The organism is Streptomyces graminofaciens (assembly GCF_030294945.1).
Classification (GTDB): domain Bacteria; phylum Actinomycetota; class Actinomycetes; order Streptomycetales; family Streptomycetaceae; genus Streptomyces; species Streptomyces graminofaciens.
Map to the genome: position 1 here is coordinate 4,125,152 of NZ_AP018448.1, position 17,853 is coordinate 4,143,004.

The following is a 17,853-nucleotide window of genomic DNA, read 5'->3' on the forward strand; positions in this document are numbered from 1 at the left end:
TCCGCAGGCGGCCTGTTTTCGTTCGGCGAACGACGGGACGTTGGCAGGGAAATCTTTCTGCGGGCAGCAAAAATAATGCCCCGCGAATTCCCACTGTCTTTGTATACGGCTCCCGTGTTAAAGCCGCGGGCCCGTCATGTTTACGTGATGTTGCGAAGTCCTCACACGGTCCGCGCGCTCCGCCCCGGCGGGCCCGCCCGGAAATCGGAGACGGTGTGCGGCGGTCGCCCGCTCGGTGTGCAGGGCGGTGATCGTCCGCGCCCGGTCGCTGTCGCCGCGCGCGACCGCGTCCACGATGCCGCCGTGCTCCGCCCAGGACTCCACGGGGTTGGCCGGCGCCTCGACCGCGTACATCCAGGCGATCTTGTGCCGCAGCTGGGCGAGCGTCGAGGTCAGCGCGGGGCTGCCGGAGGCCTGGGCGAGCGTCTCGTGGAACCAGCCGCCCAGGGAGCGCAGGTCCTCGCTGTTGCCCCGCCTGGCCCGCTCCTGGCCCAGCCTGACCAGGCCGCGCAGCACCTTGAGGTGCGCCTCCGTACGGCGCTGGGCGGCACGGGCGGCGCCCAGCGGCTCCAGCAGCATGCGCATCTCCAGCAGGTCGGCGGCCTCCTGCTCGGTCGGCTCGGCGACGCACGCGCCCGCGTGCCTGCGCGTCACCACGAAGCCCTCGGCCTCCAGCGTGCGCAGCGCCTCGCGCACGGGGACGCGGCTGACGCCGTAGCGGCGGGCGAGCAGTTCCTCGGTGAGACGGCCGCCGCGCTCGTAGACACCCGCGACGATGTCATCACGGATCGCCGTGCATACCGAATGCGCCGGAATACGCATGACCGACCTCCGCCTTAATCCCCGTGAAACGTCGATGATTGACGTGTGTTCCAGCGACTCTATTGCAGCGGGCCGGAATTTCCGATGGCGGGCCGGAATCCATGGATATTTTTTGGACAGGAGGTACGTCACAACGAGGAGGTCCCGCACAACGACGAAAGCCCCGGCTCGGTGAGCCGGGGCCTCGCGGGAAGCGCTGAGCGGTTCGTCAGACGTTCACGCCGTGCGAGCGCAGGTACGCGACGGGGTCGATGTCCGAGCCGTAGTCGGGCGACGTACGGGCCTCGAAGTGCAGATGCGGGCCGGTGACGTTGCCCGTCGCGCCGGAGAGGCCGATCTGCTGGCCGGGGGTGACCGTCTGGCCGACGGAGACGCCGATGGACGACAGGTGGCCGTACTGGGTGTACGTGCCGTCGTTCATCTTGATGACGATGTTGTTGCCGTACGCGCCGCCCCAACCCGCCTCGACGACGGTGCCGGAGCCGACCGCGTGGACGACCGTGCCGGACGCGGCGTGGAAGTCGACACCGGTGTGGGTGCCGGAGGACCAGACGGCGCCGCCGGCCTTGTAGCCGGTGGAGATGTACGAGCCGCTGATCGGGGAGACGAAGGTGTTGAGGCGCTTGCGCTCGGCGGCGCGGGCGGCGCGGACCTCGACCTCGCGGTCCGCCTTGGCCTTCGCGGCGGCTTGCGCCCGGGCCTGCTCCTGCGCCTGCTTCTTGGCGGCGGCCACCTCGGCGGCCTGCTGCTGGGCGGCGGCCTGGGTGTCGACCTGCTCGGCGACCGTGTCGCCGAGGGTGATGATCTGGTTCAGCCCGGTCTGCTCGGAGGGTGACTCCGGGACGGAGGCGCCCGCGGCGAGCGCCGGAGCCGAAAGGGTGCCTATGACACCGGTGGTGGTGAGAGCGGCGACGCCCACGGTCCTCGTGGTCGAGCGCTTCACACGGCCGGGACGGCGATGCTTCCCAGCGGCACGGGTGAACGCCATCAAGTGGCTGGTCCTTTCCTTCCCTCTCGCCTACCGGGTTAGCTGACGGGTTCGGAGCAGGAAGGTCTCCTACGGAAACCCCTCAACTGGTGAAGGGCGTCCGATTCACCCCAGGGACTGCGGTTGGGTCCCCGGCTCCCCTGGCTCGCGCCGTACGGGGACTCGGCGATGACTGTCCGGTGCCGCGGCTGCGGCGAACTGCTGGCGAACAGCCGGACCGACGCTAAGTGGGCCACTTCGAAATAACAAACGGATCACGGGTTTTGTTGCGTACGCCACAGGTCAGACACACAACCTCCCCCATTAATAGGGACAAACAGGGGCCCCGGTGACTCTTCAGTCACTGGGGCCCCTGCGGTTTGCGAGCTTCCGCCCGGATCCGCCCGGTCCTCTACTCGGCCGGTACGACGGTGACTTCGCCGATGCCGAGGGCCCTGACCGGCTCCTCGATCTGCGCGGCGTCGCCGACGAGGATCGTCACCAGACGGTCCACCGGGAAGGCGTTGACCGCGGCCGCGGTGGCCTCCACCGTGCCGGTCGCGGCGAGCTGCTGATAGAGCGTCGCCTGGTAGTCGTCCGGCAGGTACTGCTCGACCTGGTCGGCCAGCGTGCTCGCCACGGCCGCGGCCGTCTCGTACTTGAGGGGGGCGACCCCGACGAGGTTCTGCACGGCGACATCGCGCTCGGCGTCGGTCAGGCCCTCGGCGGCGAGCGTGCGCAGGACCGTCCACAGGTCGTCGAGCGCCGGGCCCGTGTTCGGCGTGTCGACCGAACCGCTGATGGCGAGCATCGAGGCACCCGAGCCGTCCGGCGCGGAACGCAACACCTGGCCGAACGCGCGCACACCGTAGGTGTAGCCCTTTTCCTCCCGCAGGACGCGGTCCAGGCGGGAGGTGAGGGTGCCGCCGAGGCAGTACGTGCCGAGCACCTGGGCGGCCCACACGCGGTCGTGGCGGTCGGCGCCGACGCGGCCGATGAGCAGCTGCGTCTGGACGGCGCCGGGACGGTCCACGATGACGACACGTCCGGTGTCGTCGGCGCTCACCGGCGGCACGGGGCGCGGCTGGGCCGAGGAGCCGGTCCAGGCGCCCAGGGTGTCGCCGAGGAGCGCGTCCAGGTCGACACCGGTGAGGTCGCCGACGACCACGGCGGTGGCCGTCGCGGGGCGTACGTGCTTCTCGTAGAAGGCGCGTACGGCCGCGGAGTCGATGCCCTCGACGGTCTCCTCGGTGCCCTGGCGCGGGCGGGACATGCGCGAAGCCGCCGGGAACAGCTCCTTGGAGAGCTGCTTCGCGGCACGGCGGCCCGGGTTGGCCGTCTCGTGCGGGATCTCGTCCAGGCGGTTGGCGACGAGCCGCTCGACCTCGCTGTCCGCGAACGCGGGGGCCCGCAGGGCGTCGGCGAGCAGACCGAGCGCCTTGGGCAGCCGCGACACGGGGACTTCGAGGGACAGGCGTACGCCGGGGTGGTCCGCGTGCGAGTCGAGGGTGGCGCCGCAGCGCTCCAGCTCGGCGGCGAACTCCTCGGCGGTGTGCTTGTCGGTGCCCTCGGAGAAGGCGCGGGCCATGATCGTGGCGACGCCGTCGAGGCCGGCCGGCTCGGCGTCCAGGGGCGCGTCGAGGAGGACCTCCACGGCGACGACCTGCTGGCCGGGGCGGTGGCAGCGCAGGACGGTCAGGCCGTTGTCCAGCGCGGCGCGCTCGGGCGCCGGGAACGCCCAGGGCTTGGCGTCGCCGGCCTGGGGCTGCGGGTGGAACTCCATGTTCGCGAGTTCGGTCACTTCGCCGACTCCTCGTTCTCGTCGGTGGTCTCGGCGTCGTCGGCTTCGGGGGCGACCGGCTCGTAGACGAGCACCGCGCGGTTGTCGGGGCGCAGGCGGGCCTTGGCGACCTCCTGGACCTCCTCGGGGGTCACCTCGAGGACGCGCTTGACGGCGGTCAGGGCGAGCTGCGGGTCGCCGAACAGGACGGCGAAGCGGCACAGTTCGTCGGCGCGGCCCGCGACCGTGCCGAGGCGGTCCAGCCACTCGCGCTCCAACTGGGCCTGGGCGCGCTCCATCTCCTCGGCCGTGGGGCCCTCCTCGGCGAACCGGGCGAGCTCCTCGTCGACGGCGGTCTCGATGACCGGTACCTCCACGTCGCCGGAGGTCTTCACGTCGAACCAGCCCAGGGAGGGTGCGCCGGCCAGCCTCAGCAGGTAGAAGCCGGCGGCGACGGCGGTGCGGTCACGGCGTACGAGCCGGTTGTAGAGGCGGGACGACTCGCCGCCGCCGAGGATCGTCAGCGCCAGGTCGACCGCGTCGCACGCGCGCGTGCCGTCCTCCGGCAGCCGGTAGGCGGCCATCAACGCGCGCGCGGGGACCTCTTCCTCGATGATCTCGCGCAGTTCCTCGCCGATGATCTCGGGCAGCGCGCCGTCACGCGGGGCGGGCTTGCCGTCGTGCCCCGGGATGGAGCCGAAGTACTTCTCGACCCAGGCGAGCGTCTGCTCGGGGTCGATGTCGCCGACCACCGAGAGCACCGCGTTGTTGGGCGCGTAGTAGGTGCGGAAGAACGCGCGGGCGTCCTCCAGGGTGGCCGCGTCCAGGTCCGCCATCGACCCGATCGGGGTGTGGTGGTAGGGGTGGCCCTCCGGGTAGGCGAGGGCGGTCAGCTTCTCGAAGGCGGTGCCGTAGGGGACGTTGTCGTAGCGCTGGCGGCGCTCGTTCTTGACGACGTCCCGCTGGTTCTCCATCGACTCGTCGTCGAGGGCCGCGAGCAGCGAGCCCATGCGGTCGGCCTCCAGCCAGAGGGCGAGCTCCAGCTGGTGGGTGGGCATGGTCTCGAAGTAGTTGGTGCGCTCGAAACTGGTCGTGCCGTTCAGCGAGCCGCCCGCGCCCTGGACCAGTTCGAAGTGGCCGTTGCCCTTGACCTGGGCGGAGCCCTGGAACATCAGGTGCTCGAAGAGGTGGGCGAGGCCGGTACGGCCCTTGACCTCGTGACGGGAGCCGACGTCGTACCAGAGGCACACCGCCGCGACCGGGGTCAGGTGGTCCTCGGAGAGCACCACGCGCAGGCCGTTGGCCAGACGATGCTCGGTCGCTGTCAGGCCTCCGGAGCCTGCCTCGGCTGTGGCCGTGTGACCCATGGGCATGTACGTCCCTTCGATCGCGAGAGCGGTCGTTCGCTACCGCAGTTTTCCTGCCGGTCCTGTCACTGTATGCAAGCGCGCGGACGTCCGGCGAAGTTCCCGGAGGTCGTACGCCCAGAGCGAGACCGGAGTTACCGACACCACGGGCCGATCAAGGTCGGCACACCATGTTGACGCGGGGCCCGGACGGCCCGGCCGGGCGGTCGGGGCCGGGTCGTGTCCGCGTTGTCAGTGCGGCAGTCCACAATGGTCGCGTCAGATCCCGTTCACGCCTCAGCAAGGAGCCGGCAGCGATGGCCCGCCGCAGCACGAAGACCCCGCCGCCCGACGACGCGTTCGAGGAGCGGATCCTCGACATCGACGTCGTCGACGAGATGCAGGGCTCCTTCCTGGAGTACGCGTACTCGGTCATCTACTCCCGAGCCCTGCCCGACGCTCGCGACGGTCTGAAGCCGGTACACCGCCGGATCGTCTACCAGATGAACGAGATGGGCCTGCGCCCCGACCGCGGCTATGTGAAGTGCGCGCGCGTCGTCGGCGAGGTCATGGGTAAGTTGCACCCGCACGGAGACTCGTCGATCTACGACGCCCTGGTGCGCCTCGCCCAGCCGTTCTCCATGCGCCTGCCCCTGGTCGACGGCCACGGCAACTTCGGCTCGCTGGGCAACGACGACCCGCCGGCCGCCATGCGGTACACCGAGTGCCGGATGGCCGACGCGACGAGCCTGATGACGGAGTCGATCGAGGAGAACACGGTCGACTTCTCCCCGAACTACGACGGCCAGGAGCAGGAGCCGGTGGCGCTGCCCGCCGCCTTCCCGAACCTGCTGGTCAACGGCTCGTCGGGCATCGCCGTCGGCATGGCGACCAATATGCCGCCGCACAACCTGAGCGAGGTCATCGCGGCCGCCCGCCACCTCATCAGATATCCGAACGCCGACCTGGACACCCTGATGCGGTACGTCCCGGGCCCCGACCTGCCCACGGGCGGCCGGATCGTCGGCCTCTCCGGCGTCCGGGACGCCTACGAGACGGGCCGCGGCACGTTCAAGATCCGCGCCACGGTGGCGGTGGAGACGGTCACGGCGCGCCGCAAGGGCCTGGTCGTCACAGAACTGCCGTTCACCGTCGGCCCGGAGAAGGTGATCGCCAAGATCAAGGACCTGGTCGGTTCGAAGAAGCTGCAGGGCATCGCCGACGTCAAGGACCTCACCGACCGCCAGCACGGCCTGCGCCTGGTCATCGAGATCAAGAACGGCTTCGTCCCGGAAGCCGTCCTGGAGCAGCTCTACAAGCTGACGCCGATGGAGGAGTCCTTCGGCATCAACAACGTGGCGCTGGTCGACGGCCAGCCCCTCACGCTCGGCCTCAAGGAGCTGCTCGAGGTCTACCTCGACCACCGCTTCGACGTCGTACGCCGCCGCTCGGAGTTCCGCCGCGGCAAGCGGCGGGACCGTCTGCACCTGGTCGAGGGCCTGCTCACGGCGCTGGTGGACATCGACGAGGTCATCCGGCTGATCCGCTCCAGCGAGAACTCCGCGCAGGCCAAGGAGCGCCTGATGGAGCGCTTCTCCCTGTCGGACATCCAGACGCAGTACATCCTGGACACCCCGCTGCGCCGCCTCACCAAGTACGACCGTATCGAGCTGGAGTCGGAGAAGGACAGGCTCAACGCGGAGATCGCGGAGCTGACCCGCATCCTGGAGTCGGACACGGAGCTGCGCAAGCTCGTGTCGGCCGAACTGGCCGCGGTGGCCAAGAAGTTCGGCACGGAGCGTCGTACGGTCCTGCTGGAGGCGGCGGGCACCCAGACGGCCGCGGTCCCGCTCCAGGTGGCGGACGACCCGTGCCGGGTGCTGCTGTCCTCGACGGGTCTGCTGGCCCGTACGGCGGGCATTGAGCCCTTCGCGGAGGACGAGGACGGCAAGCGCACCAAGCACGACGTCATCGTCTCCGCGGTGCCGGCGACGGCGCGCGGCGAGGTGGGCGCGGTGACGTCCACGGGCCGCCTGCTGCGGCTGAACGTGGTCGACCTGCCGCAGCTGCCGGAGACGGCGGCGGCCCCGAACCTGTCGGGCGGCGCCCCGCTCGCCGAGTTCCTCACCCTCGAGGACGGCGAGACGGTGGTCTGTCTGACGACGCTCGACGAGTCGTCGCCCGGTCTGGCCATCGGCACCGAGCAGGGTGTCGTCAAGCGTGTGGTCCCCGACTACCCGTCCAACAAGGAGGAGTTGGAGGTCATCACGCTCAAGGAGGGCGACCGGATCGTCGGCGCGGTCGAGCTGCGCACGGGCGAGGAGGACCTGGTCTTCATCACGGACGACGCCCAGCTGCTGCGCTACCAGGCCTCACAGGTCCGCCCGCAGGGCCGCCCGGCCGGCGGTATGGCCGGCGTCAAGCTCACCGAGGGCGCGAAGGTGATCTCCTTCACGGCGATCGACCCGGCCGCGGACGCGGTGGTCTTCACCGTGGCGGGCTCCCGCGGCACGCTGGACGACTCCGTCCAGACCACCGCCAAGCTCACCCCCTTCGACCAGTACCCGCGCAAGGGCCGCGCCACGGGCGGCGTCCGCTGCCAGCGGTTCCTGAAGGGCGAGGACTGCCTGTCGTTCGCCTGGGCCGGTCCCACCCCCGCCCGCGCCGCGCAGAAGACCGGCATGCCGGCGGACCTCCCGGAGATGGACCCGCGCCGCGACGGCTCGGGCGTGTCCCTGCAGAAGACGGTGTGGTCGGCGGCCGGGCCGGTGTGAGTGCGGAGGTCCGCGTAGGGCCTGCCCCGCGGCGCCAGCATGATCCGCCGGTCAGGCCCTAGACCTCGTCGCCGTCCTTCTCCGGTACGTAGCGGAGGACGCCCCACATGCTGTGCTCGTCGGCGTGTGGGGCGTCGTCCTTGCACGCCTCCAGTTCCTTGGCGAGGGCTGTGGCGTCGATCCCGGCGCCGATGAGGACGAGCTGGGTGAGCCGACGCTCCTCGCCCGCGATCGCCGCCCAGGGCTCGGGATAGAACCGCAGGAACCGTCCGACGGCGTGCACGGCATAGCGGTTACGGGCGTCGTGCGGCCCGAAGTCGACGTACCCCTTGATGCGGTAGAGCCCGTCGGGCCGGGTGTCGAGGAACTCCATGAGCCGCTGGGGGTTCATGGGCGTGTCGGAGGTGAACGAGACGCTGTCGTAGGCGGTGTGCAGGTGGCCGAGGTGACCGTCATGGCCGCCGTGGCCGTGCCCGTCGCCATGGTCGTCGCCGTCGTCGTGGCGGTGCAGGTCGTCGAAGGAGAGCTGCCCGACGCGTTCCTCGCTCGGGCGGCAGTCGAAGAGGAACTCGGGGTCGATGCGGCCGTAGGTGGCGGGTACGACTGCGGCGCCCTCGCCGAGCGAACGCACGAGTTCGAGAACGCGGTCCCCGTCCTCGGCCCGGTCGACCTTGTTGACGACGACGAGGTCGGCGATGGCGAGATGCCGGTCGATCTCGGGATGCCGCTGCCGGGTCTCGAGGAACTCGGCGGCGTCGACGACCTCGACGAGCCCGCCGTAGACGACCCTGGGGTTCTCGCTGGCGAGCACCATCCGCACGAGTTCCTGCGGCTCGGCGAGCCCGCTGGCCTCGATGACGATGACGTCGATCCGCGCCGACGGGTCGGCCAGCCGCTCCAGATAGAGATCCAGCTCGCTGACGTCGACGGCACAGCACAGACACCCGTTGCCGAGCGACACGGTGGAGTCCCCGAGCGCCCCGGCCACGGCCATCGCGTCGATCTCGATGGCCCCGAAGTCGTTCACGACGGCACCGATACGGCTGCCGCCGCTGCGGTGCAGGAGGTGGTTGAGCAGGGTGGTCTTGCCGGAGCCGAGGAACCCGGCGAGGACGACGACCGGGATCTGCTGGGAACCCCGGGAACCGGAACTCGACGTCTGACTCAACACACGCTCTCTCTCGACCATCGCATCGCCGGAACGCTGCGGCTTTCGTACGACCTTGGAATGCCGCCCCAGGATACGAGTGGGCGGACAGGCCCCCGAGGGGCCGCTGATCGGCCGCCGACCCGCCTTGAGTCTCTGTGCGCCGTCCCCGGGCAGGTGGCAGGCAACTCCTTGTCGCCGACTTGAGGGTCGCCGCCGGGCCTCCCGCCCCGACCAGCGGTGTCCGTCCGCACCCACCCGGATCACCCTCCCCGGGCTCCCTGGGCAGTCACCGCGACTCGGTCCCGCCGGCCCACCGCCCCCTGGACACGACTCAGCGACCGCGCCCCCGACGAGACGTCACCGCGTGTCCAGGACAGGGCACTCGGGCTGCTCGTCGACCACGACCTTGCCGCCTCCACCTTCACGGTCCGCGTCGCCGCGTCGGCCCCCGCCACGCGTACGCCGCCGTCCCGGCCGGACTCGGCGCCTGGAAGGGCCCGCTGCACGGCGCAGCCGGCGCACTGCCCACCGGCGGCTCCTCGACGTGCTGGACCACGGCAGCGCCGCCCCGGTGGTCGCAGAGGAATCGCGCGCGGGCCGCCGCCGTGTCCCGGGCTTGGCCACTGCCAGCGGTGGCACGCACGGCGGGCTGGATCGTCCACACCCTGGAGGAGTACGGGGAGCGCCCGCGGCGGAGGCGCCCGAGCGGGGCGTACGTGCGGACGCGACCGCCCCAGCCGCCGTTCGGCCCGGCTCTCACACCCGTTCGGCCCGGCAGGCAGTCACCCGCGCGTAAGTCAGGTTAGGCTCACCTCTGTGAGTACGTGCACATCCGCGTCCCGGCACTTCGCCGAGCCTCTCGCCGGGACCGCCCCCACGGCGCGGACATGGCTGCTGCTGGAACAGCCGGGTCCCTGGGGTGTCAGGGCGCTCACTTCGAGCCACCTGGACCCCGTGCTCGGCCGCGCCCTGGAAGCCGCCGCTGAGGGCACCGGCGTACGCGTGGCGCTCATCCGCCGTCCGGGCCGCCACGCGGACTGCCGCGATGTCCGCGAGCGTCAGGTGTACGTCGCCCACACCGTTCCGGGGAACGCATGGCTGCGCGAAGCCACGACGACCGACCCCGGAACCCTGCTGGACCTCGACTTCACCGCGCTCGGCATGGGCGACCACCGCACCTTCGACGCGGTGCTGGGGGGCCGACCCCACATCGGCGACCCGCTCGCGTTCATCTGCACCAACGGCAAGCGCGACCGCTGCTGCGCCCTGCTCGGCAGGCCGCTCGCCGCCGAACTGAGCGCTTCCGGGGTGAGGGGAACCTGGGAGGTCACCCACCTGGGCGGCCACCGCTTCTCCCCCACCCTGCTCGTACTGCCGTTCGGCTACGTGTACGGCCGCGCCGAGGCCCAACACGTCAAGGAGGTCCTCCGGGGCGTACGGGAGGGCCGGATCGTCACCGAGGGTTGCCGTGGCGCCTCCGCCTGGGAGCGGCCCGGACAGGCCGCCGAACTCGCGGTGCGCGCGGCGACCGGTGAGGAGGCCTCGGACGCGCTCGCCGTGATCCGGACGGAGGGAGCGGCTCCGCACTGGGACGTGACCGTCGCCCACGCCGACGGCCGCCGCTGGAGCGTCGCGGTCGCCCAGGGCGCCTCCCTGCCGCCCCGCCAGGAGAGCTGCGGCTCGGCGCTGGGCTCCCCGGCCCGGATGGACGTGGTGGCCGTAAGGGAGCTGTTCCCGGCGGTGCTCGCGGGCTGACCGACTCGCGGACCGACCGAACGGTCGCGCCCTCTCGTGACCGGCGGACCCCCCTCGTCGCGGTCGCACCCTCTCGTGACCGGCGGACCCCCCTCGTCGCGCTCGCACCACTCAGCACGGTCACCGTCCCCTCGCACCGGCCAGGCTCCTCTTCTGTCGACGCCGGGACGCAAACACCTCTCGCCTGAGATCCACGCCACACCCCTCTACGACCGACCCCATCCGGCCACGTACCGTCATGGGTATGAGCCCCACTCCCCCCGCACGCCGCCTGCGTCTAGGTCTGCCGCGGCGGGTGTTCTCGCAGGTGCTGCTGATGCAGGTGGCGATCGCCGCCGGCGTCGCCGTGCTCGCGACCGGGCTGTTCCTCGCGCCGCTCAGCGAACAGCTGGACGACCAGGCGATGCGCCGCGCCCTCGCGATCGCGCAGACCACGGCGGCCCAGCCGCAGCTCGCCGAGGATCTCGTGTCGAGCGAGCCGTCCGCCGACGGGCCCGTGCAGGCCGAGGCCGAGCGGATCCGCAAGGCCAGCGGAGCCGAGTACGTCGTCGTGATGGGCACGACGGGAATCCGCTGGTCGCACACCGACCCGGCGGAGATCGGCAGGAAGGTCTCGACCGACCCCAGGCGGGCCCTGGCCGGGGACGAGATCATGGAGATCGACTCGGGCACCCTCGGGCGCTCCGCCCGTGGCAAGGTGCCGCTGCGCGACGCGGACGGGAAGATCGTCGGCGCGGTCTCGGTCGGTATCGAGTACGACAGTGTGCGCGCCCGGCTGATCCACGCGATCCCGGGGCTCCTCGCCTACGCCGGCGGGGCCATGGCAGTCGGTGCGCTGGCCGCCTATCTGATCTCCCGCCGGGTCCACCGTCAGACCCGTGACCTGGCCTTCTCCGATATCTCGGGGCTGCTGGCGGAGCGCGAGGCGATGCTGCACGGCATCCGGGAAGGCGTGGTCGCGCTGGACCGCGCGGGGCGCGTACGCCTCCTCAACGACGAGGCGCAGCGACTGCTCGGCATCGGCGACGAGGTGGTCGGCCGCTCGCTGGACGACGCGCTCGGACCCGGCCGTACGACCGATGTGCTGACCGGCCGCGTCACGGGCACCGATCTGCTCACCGTGCGCGGCCAGCGCGTGCTGATCGCCAACCGCATGCCCACCGACGACGGGGGCGCCGTCGCCACCCTGCGCGACCGCACCGAACTGGATCAGCTGGGCCGCGAACTCGACTCGACGCGCGGCCTGATCGACGCCCTGCGCGCCCAGGACCACGAGCACGCCAACCGGATGCACACGCTCCTGGGTCTGCTCGATCTGGAGATGTACGACGAGGCCATGGAGTTCGTCGGCGAGGTGGTCGGCGACCACAGGGCGACCGCCGAGCAGGTCACCGAGAAGATCCACGATCCGCTCCTCGCCGCACTGCTGGTCGGCAAGGCGGCCGTCGCAGCCGAGCGCGGAGTGGCCCTGTCGATCGCCCACGGGACGCTGCTACCCGACCGCGTGGTCGACCCGCGTGGGCTGGTCACCGTCGTCGGCAACCTCGTCGACAACGCGCTCGACGCCGTCGCGGGCACACCGCACGCGCGCGTGGAGGTCGAATTGCGCGCCGAAGGACGTGCGGCGACGCTCCGCGTCCGCGACACCGGCCCCGGAGTCCCGGCCGACCAGCGGGAGTTGATCTTCACGGAGGGCTGGTCCACGAAGACACCGCCCGCCCACCGCGAGCGCGGCATCGGGCTCTCCCTGGTGCGCCGCCTCGCCGAACGTCAGGGAGGCAGCGCCCGGGTCGCGGAGGCGGAGGGCGGGGGCGCGGAGTTCACCGTCGTACTCCCGGAGGCCCTGACGGAGCCGGGTCTGGTGACACAAACGTCGACGCAAACGCCTACGTCCAGGGCGCCCGGGAACGGACCGAGTCCGGATACGGCCGAGGAACCCGAAGCCACAGCCAGAGCCACAACCACACCCGAGGCCCCAATCCCAGCCCCGGCCCCAGCCCCAGCCGCCACCTTCGCCGAAAAGGAGTCGCGATGATCGAGGTCCTGGTCGTGGACGACGATGTCCGCGTAGCCCGGGTCAACGCCGCCTACGTGGGAAAGGTGGCGGGCTTCCACGTGGCGGGCGAGGCGCACAGCGCGGCCGAGGCGCTGAGCCGGCTGGAGTCACTGGTCCAGGTGGACCTGGTCCTCCTGGACCACTACCTGCCGGACGGCACAGGTCTCGCGGTGGTCCAGGAGATGCGCAGACGTGGCCACCAGACCGACGTGATCATGGTGACGGCGGCCCGAGACGTCTCGACGGTCCAGGCGGCGATGCGGCAGGGCGCGCTCCAGTACCTGGTCAAGCCGTTCGCGTTCGCCGGGCTGCGCGCGAAGCTCGAGGCGTACGCCGAGCTGCGCCGGACGCTGGACGGCGGCGGCGAGGCCGAACAGGCCGAGGTGGACCGGATCTTCGGCGCGCTCTCGGCGGGCGGCGAGCCGGACCTGCCCAAGGGCCACTCCGCCACCACCACCGAAGTGGTGCGCCGCGCCCTGATGACCGCCGAGGGCCCGCTGTCCGCCCAGGAGATCGCCGACCGGACGGGCCTGAGCCGCCAGACCGCCCAGCGCTATCTGAAGCTCCTGGAGCGCACGGGGCGGGCCCGGCTGACCCTGAAATACGGCGACGCCGGACGCCCGGAGCACCGCTACGAGTGGGCCACACGCGCCTGAGACCGATGTGTCCCGGCCCTTGGGCAACCTCTGAGGAGAGGAAGCCCCAGGAAGCCCGGAAAGCCCCAGAAGCCGCTTAAGGCGCTTGAAGGTGAAGGCGCATGAAGGCGCCGACAGAGCCGTCACACCGCCCCCGCGCCCGTAAGCGACCGCACCTCCGTCTCCGCGTGCTTCCCCTCGTCCGGCGGCTCGGCGGAGGTCACCGTGCCGAGCCAGCCCGCGAGGAAGCCCAGGGGGATCGAGACCAGGCCGGGGTTCTGCAGCGGGAAGAACTGGAAGTCGACGCCGGGGAAGAGCGAGTCCGGGCTGCCCGACACGACCGGCGACAGCAGCACGAGAACCACCGCCGGGACCAGGCCGCCGTACACGGACCAGACCGCGCCACGGGTCGTGAAGCCGCGCCAGAACAGGGAGTACAGCAGCACGGGCAGATTGGCCGAGGCCGCGACCGCGAAGGCGAGGCCGACGAGGAAGGCCACGTTGAGGTCCTTGGCGAGCAGGCCGAGGCCGATCGCGACCACGCCGATGCCGACGGCGGCAGCGCGCGCCACGGCGACCTCGCTGTACGGCTTGGCGCGTCGGCGCCGCAGCGAGGCGTACAGGTCGTGGGCCACGGACGCTGACGAGGCGAGGGTGATCCCGGCGACGACCGCGAGGATCGTGGCGAAGGCGATGGCGGCGACGATCGCGAACAGAACCGTTCCGCCAGTGGAGCCCGCGCCGCCGCCCAGATCGAGTGCCAGCAGCGGCACCGCGGTGTTCCCGGCCGCGTTCGAACCACGTACGGCGTCCGGGCCGACGATCGCGGCCGCGCCGAAGCCCAGCACGATCGTCATCAGGTAGAAGCCCCCGATGAGGCCGATCGACCAGACCACCGAGCGGCGTGCGGCCCGCGCGGTGGGCACCGTGTAGAAGCGCGACAGGATGTGCGGCAGCCCGGCCGTGCCCAGCACCAGGGCGAGACCGAGGCTGATGAAGTCGAGGCGCGCGGCCCAGTCACCGCCGTACTTCAGTCCGGGTGCGAGGAACGCGTCCCCGTGTCCGCTGCGCGCGGCCGCCGTCCGCAACAGCTGGTCGAAGTCGCCGTGGAAGCGCACCAGGACGAGCACGGTCAGCGCGATCGCCCCGCCCATCAGCAGGACCGCCTTCACGATCTGGATCCACGTGGTGGCCCGCATCCCTCCCAACGACACATAGACGACCATGAGCGCGCCGACGCCGATGACCGTCCAGGCCTGCGCCGCCCCGCTCGTACCCCCCAGCAGCAGCGCGACGAGGGTGCCCGCTCCCACCATCTGCGCCACCAGATACAGAACGGACACGGTCACCGAGGAAGTTCCCGCCGCGATCCGCACCGGCCGCTCGCTCATCCGCGCCGCGACCACGTCGGCGAGCGTGAACCGGCCGCAGTTGCGTACCAGTTCGGCCACCAGGAAGAGAACCACGAGCCAGGCGACGAGAAAGCCCACCGAGTACAGCAGCCCGTCGTACCCGAAGAGGGCGATGAGCCCGGAGATACCGAGGAACGAGGCCGCCGACATGTAGTCGCCCGCGATGGCAAAACCATTCTCCATCGGCGAGAACAGCCGCCCACCGGCGTAGAACTCCTCCGCGGAGCCATGTCGGTTGCGGCTCACCCAGGTCGTGATCCCCAGTGTGACCGCGACGAACGCGCTGAACAGCAGCAGCGCCAGGGTCTGCTGATCGGCCGTCACCGCTCGCCCCTTCCGATCCCGCGCGTCAATTCCTGGGTGTCCCAGCGCAGATCGAGCGCGGCCCGGTCCCGGCGCAGCCGTGCGTGGCGCGCGTACGCCCAGGTGAACAGGAAGGTGGTGAGGAACTGTCCGAGCCCGGCCAGCATCGCCACGTTGACCGCGCCGGCCACCGGCCTCGCCATCAGCGCAGGGGCCGTGGTCGCCGTCACCACATAGCCCACGTACCAGCTGAAGAAGACGGCGGCGCCCGGGATCACGAACCTGCGGTAGCGGCTGCGCACCTCCTGGAAGGCAGCGCTGCGCTGCACCTCCAGATAGACGTCGGCCGCGCCCCGGCTCCTCTCCTCCCGGGCGGACGGAACCATCGGCGCCGGAGCGCCCGTACCGTCCAGCTCGCCCCAGCCGGAGGCCAACGCGTCGTACCAGGGGTCGTCGAACCGCACATCGGCGGGGACGGGGTCATGGCCCTCGTGCCGCTCGACCGGACTTTCAGGACCGCCCCCGCGTCTGCGGGGGTGACCGGTGCTTGACTGCATGCCCAAGCATGGGCAGAACGGGAAGATCCCCGACTCTCCCCTTCACCATTCTTCACCCCATCAGGTGACTCTCGGCGAAGTCACCGGGCCCGCGGGAGGTGCGTGGGCACCTCCCGCGTGAGCGGTCACGCGTCGATGCGCGAGCGGTCCAGCGTGGCCGCAGAGCTGGAGATGAACTCCTTGCGGGGGGCCACGTCATTGCCCATCAGCAGGTCGAAGACCTGCTCGGCGGCTTCGAGGTCCGACAGGTTGATCCGCCGCAGCGTCCGGTGACGCGGGTCCATCGTCGTCTCCGCCAGCTGGTCGGCGTCCATCTCGCCGAGGCCCTTGTACCGCTGGATGGAGTCCTTGTAGCGCACGCCCTTGGTCTGGAACTCCAGCAGCTTGTCACGCAGCTCACGGTCCGAGTACGTGTAGACGTACTTGTCCTGGCCCCTCTTCGGCTGGACCAGCTCGATCCGGTGAAGCGGCGGCACCGCGGCGAACACACGGCCGGCCTCGACCATGGGCCGCATGTAGCGCTGGAACAGCGTCAGCAGCAGGCAGCGGATGTGGGAGCCGTCCACATCGGCGTCGGTCATCATGATGATCTTGCCGTACCGGGCCGTGTCGATATCGAACGTACGCCCGGACCCAGCCCCTATGACCTGGATGATCGCGCCGCACTCGGCGTTCTTGAGCATGTCGGTCACGGACGACTTCTGGACGTTGAGGATCTTGCCTCGGATCGGCAGCAGCGCCTGGAATTCGGAGTTCCGGGCCAGCTTGGCCGTACCGAGCGCCGAGTCGCCCTCGACGATGAACAGCTCGCTGCGGTCGACGTCGTCGCTGCGGCAGTCGGCGAGCTTGGCGGGCAGCGACGAGGACTCCAGAGCCGTCTTCCGGCGCTGCGCGTCCTTGTGCTGACGGGCGGCGATACGCGTACGGGCGGCCGCGACGGCCTTCTCCATCACGACCCGGGCCTGCGCGGCGGCGTCCCGCTTGGTGGAGGTCAGGAACGCCTTGAGCTCCTTGGCGATCACCTGCGCCACGATGCGGCGGGCCGCCGAGGTACCGAGGACCTCCTTGGTCTGGCCCTCGAACTGCGGCTCGGCGAGGCGCACGGTGACGACGGCGGTCAGGCCTTCGAGGGCGTCGTCCTTGACGACGTCGTCCTCGGCGACACGCAGCAGCTTCTTGGCGCGCAGCACCTCGTTCATCGTGCTCGCCACGGCCTGCTCGTAGCCGGCGACGTGCGTGCCGCCCTTGGGCGTGGCGATGATGTTCACGAACGACTTGAGGGTCGTGTCGTAGCCGGTGCCCCAGCGCATGGCGACGTCCACACCGAGTTCGCGGGTGACCTGGGTGGGGGTCATCTGACCGTGCTCGTCCAGGACCGGGACCGTCTCCTTGAAGGTGCCCGTGCCGGTGAAGCGGAGCACGTCGCAGACAGCCTTGTCGGTGGCCAGGAACTCGCAGAACTCGCTGATGCCGCCGTCGAAGCGGAAGGACTCCTCGCCCTTGCTGCCGCCGTCACCGAGCCCGAACTCGTCACGGACCACGATGGTCAGGCCCGGCACGAGGAACGCGGTCTGGCGGGCCCGCTGGTGCAGGTGCTCCAGCGAGAGCTTGGCGTCCTTGAGGAAGATCTGGCGGTCGGCCCAGTAACGCACGCGCGTGCCGGTGCGGGTCTTGGGGATCCGCTTGGTCTTGCGCAGACCGCCCGTCTCGAACTTGGCGTCCGGGCCCGCCCCGGCGAAGGCTCCCGGCACACCGCGCCGGAAGCTGATCGCGTGCGTGGAGCCACTGCGGTCGACCTCGACGTCCAGTCGGGCGGAGAGCGCGTTCACCACGGAGGCGCCCACGCCGTGCAGACCACCGGAGGCCGCGTACGAGCCGCCGCCGAACTTGCCGCCGGCGTGCAGCTTGGTCATGACGACCTCGACACCGGACAGGCCGGTCTTGGGCTCGACGTCGACGGGGATGCCGCGGCCGTTGTCCCGCACCTCGACCGAGGCGTCGTCGTGGAGGATCACCTCGATGTGGTCGCAGTAGCCACCGAGGGCTTCGTCGACGGAGTTGTCGATGATCTCCCAGAGGCAGTGCATCAGGCCACGACTGTCTGTCGAGCCGATGTACATACCCGGGCGCTTGCGTACGGCCTCGAGGCCCTCGAGGACGAGCAGGTGCCGCGCGGTGTAGTTGGAACCGTCCCGGTCGGCTCCGGTCAGCAACGCTGTGGACGGCACGGACGTCTCGGCGGTCACGCGGTTCGCTCCTCGCTGAATTTCAGGTGAGGCCCTTTTGGGTAAGGGGC

Annotated in this window: 12 protein-coding genes, 1 pseudogene and 1 riboswitch; of the genes and pseudogenes, 5 read left to right on the forward strand and 8 right to left on the reverse strand. The window is 70.9% G+C overall.

Features of this window, described 5'->3' with window-relative positions; genetic code table 11:
- Nucleotides 1-117: 117 nt before the first annotated feature.
- From SGFS_RS17660 to SGFS_RS17675, 4 genes are all read right to left on the reverse strand, one after another.
- Complete coding sequence (locus tag SGFS_RS17660) at nt 118-822, reverse strand: GntR family transcriptional regulator (protein ID WP_286251441.1); 705 nt, start codon at nt 820-822, stop codon at nt 118-120.
- Between the two features lie 208 nt (nt 823-1,030).
- Nucleotides 1,031-1,810: a M23 family metallopeptidase gene (locus SGFS_RS17665; RefSeq protein ID WP_286251443.1), complete on the reverse strand. Its 780-nt coding sequence runs from the start codon at nt 1,808-1,810 to the stop codon at nt 1,031-1,033.
- 12 nt (nt 1,811-1,822) lie between these two features.
- Nucleotides 1,823-1,988, reverse strand: a riboswitch (cyclic di-AMP (ydaO/yuaA leader).
- Between the two features lie 213 nt (nt 1,989-2,201).
- On the reverse strand, nt 2,202-3,590 hold the full coding sequence (locus SGFS_RS17670) for a M16 family metallopeptidase (RefSeq protein WP_286251446.1): 1,389 nt from the start codon (nt 3,588-3,590) through the stop codon (nt 2,202-2,204).
- The gene (locus SGFS_RS17675; RefSeq protein WP_286259963.1) at nt 3,587-4,936 is read right to left on the reverse strand and encodes a M16 family metallopeptidase; all 1,350 of its coding nucleotides are present in this window, start codon (nt 4,934-4,936) and stop codon (nt 3,587-3,589) included. Before SGFS_RS17675 ends, SGFS_RS17670 begins: the two co-directional genes overlap by 4 nt.
- Nucleotides 4,937-5,232: 296 nt before the next feature.
- On the opposite strand from SGFS_RS17675, the gene SGFS_RS17680 reads away from it, so the two are divergent.
- Entirely contained in the window at nt 5,233-7,689 is a 2,457-nt protein-coding gene (locus SGFS_RS17680) for a DNA gyrase/topoisomerase IV subunit A (protein WP_286251447.1), read from the forward strand.
- A 58-nt stretch (nt 7,690-7,747) separates the two neighbouring features.
- Here the strand turns inward: SGFS_RS17680 and SGFS_RS17685 are convergent, their stop codons facing one another.
- Complete coding sequence (locus SGFS_RS17685) at nt 7,748-8,857, reverse strand: CobW family GTP-binding protein (protein WP_286251449.1); 1,110 nt, start codon at nt 8,855-8,857, stop codon at nt 7,748-7,750.
- Between the two features lie 303 nt (nt 8,858-9,160).
- Here SGFS_RS17685 and SGFS_RS17690 point away from each other — a divergent pair.
- The 4 genes and pseudogenes from SGFS_RS17690 to SGFS_RS17705 all read left to right on the forward strand — a co-directional run.
- A pseudogene (locus SGFS_RS17690) lies at nt 9,161-9,645 on the forward strand (citrate/2-methylcitrate synthase); the annotation flags it as partial.
- Nucleotides 9,646-9,655: 10 nt separating this feature from the next.
- A complete protein-coding gene (locus SGFS_RS17695; RefSeq protein ID WP_286251450.1) occupies nt 9,656-10,594 on the forward strand; it encodes a sucrase ferredoxin in 939 nt (312 codons plus the stop codon).
- Nucleotides 10,595-10,838: 244 nt separating this feature from the next.
- Entirely contained in the window at nt 10,839-12,629 is a 1,791-nt protein-coding gene (locus SGFS_RS17700; protein WP_286251451.1) for an ATP-binding protein, read from the forward strand.
- Entirely contained in the window at nt 12,626-13,306 is a 681-nt protein-coding gene (locus SGFS_RS17705; RefSeq protein WP_286251452.1) for a DUF7342 family protein, read from the forward strand. The genes SGFS_RS17700 and SGFS_RS17705 overlap by 4 nt, the downstream gene beginning before the upstream one ends.
- Before the next feature lie 122 nt (nt 13,307-13,428).
- Here the strand turns inward: SGFS_RS17705 and SGFS_RS17710 are convergent, their stop codons facing one another.
- The 3 genes from SGFS_RS17710 to SGFS_RS17720 all read right to left on the reverse strand — a co-directional run bounded on the left by SGFS_RS17710 (nt 13,429) and on the right by SGFS_RS17720 (nt 17,803).
- A complete protein-coding gene (locus tag SGFS_RS17710; RefSeq protein WP_286251453.1) occupies nt 13,429-15,021 on the reverse strand; it encodes a solute symporter family protein in 1,593 nt (530 codons plus the stop codon).
- On the reverse strand, nt 15,018-15,557 hold the full coding sequence (locus SGFS_RS17715; RefSeq protein WP_286251454.1) for a DUF485 domain-containing protein: 540 nt from the start codon (nt 15,555-15,557) through the stop codon (nt 15,018-15,020). The genes SGFS_RS17710 and SGFS_RS17715 overlap by 4 nt, the downstream gene beginning before the upstream one ends.
- Before the next feature lie 125 nt (nt 15,558-15,682).
- Entirely contained in the window at nt 15,683-17,803 is a 2,121-nt protein-coding gene (locus SGFS_RS17720) for a DNA gyrase/topoisomerase IV subunit B (protein WP_286251455.1), read from the reverse strand.
- Nucleotides 17,804-17,853: the final 50 nt, after the last annotated feature.

Excerpts from the sequence above, each read along its gene's own strand:
- SGFS_RS17660 (WP_286251441.1), bottom strand. The coding sequence starts at position 822 with ATGCGTATTCCGGCGCATTCGGTATGCACGGCGATCCGTGATGACATC.
- SGFS_RS17665 (WP_286251443.1), bottom strand. The coding sequence starts at position 1,810 with ATGGCGTTCACCCGTGCCGCTGGGAAGCATCGCCGTCCCGGCCGTGTG.
- SGFS_RS17675 (WP_286259963.1), bottom strand. The coding sequence starts at position 4,936 with ATGGGTCACACGGCCACAGCCGAGGCAGGCTCCGGAGGCCTGACAGCG.
- SGFS_RS17680 (WP_286251447.1), top strand. The coding sequence starts at position 5,233 with ATGGCCCGCCGCAGCACGAAGACCCCGCCGCCCGACGACGCGTTCGAG.
- SGFS_RS17700 (WP_286251451.1), top strand. The coding sequence starts at position 10,839 with ATGAGCCCCACTCCCCCCGCACGCCGCCTGCGTCTAGGTCTGCCGCGG.
- SGFS_RS17705 (WP_286251452.1), top strand. The coding sequence starts at position 12,626 with ATGATCGAGGTCCTGGTCGTGGACGACGATGTCCGCGTAGCCCGGGTC.
- SGFS_RS17715 (WP_286251454.1), bottom strand. The coding sequence starts at position 15,557 with ATGCAGTCAAGCACCGGTCACCCCCGCAGACGCGGGGGCGGTCCTGAA.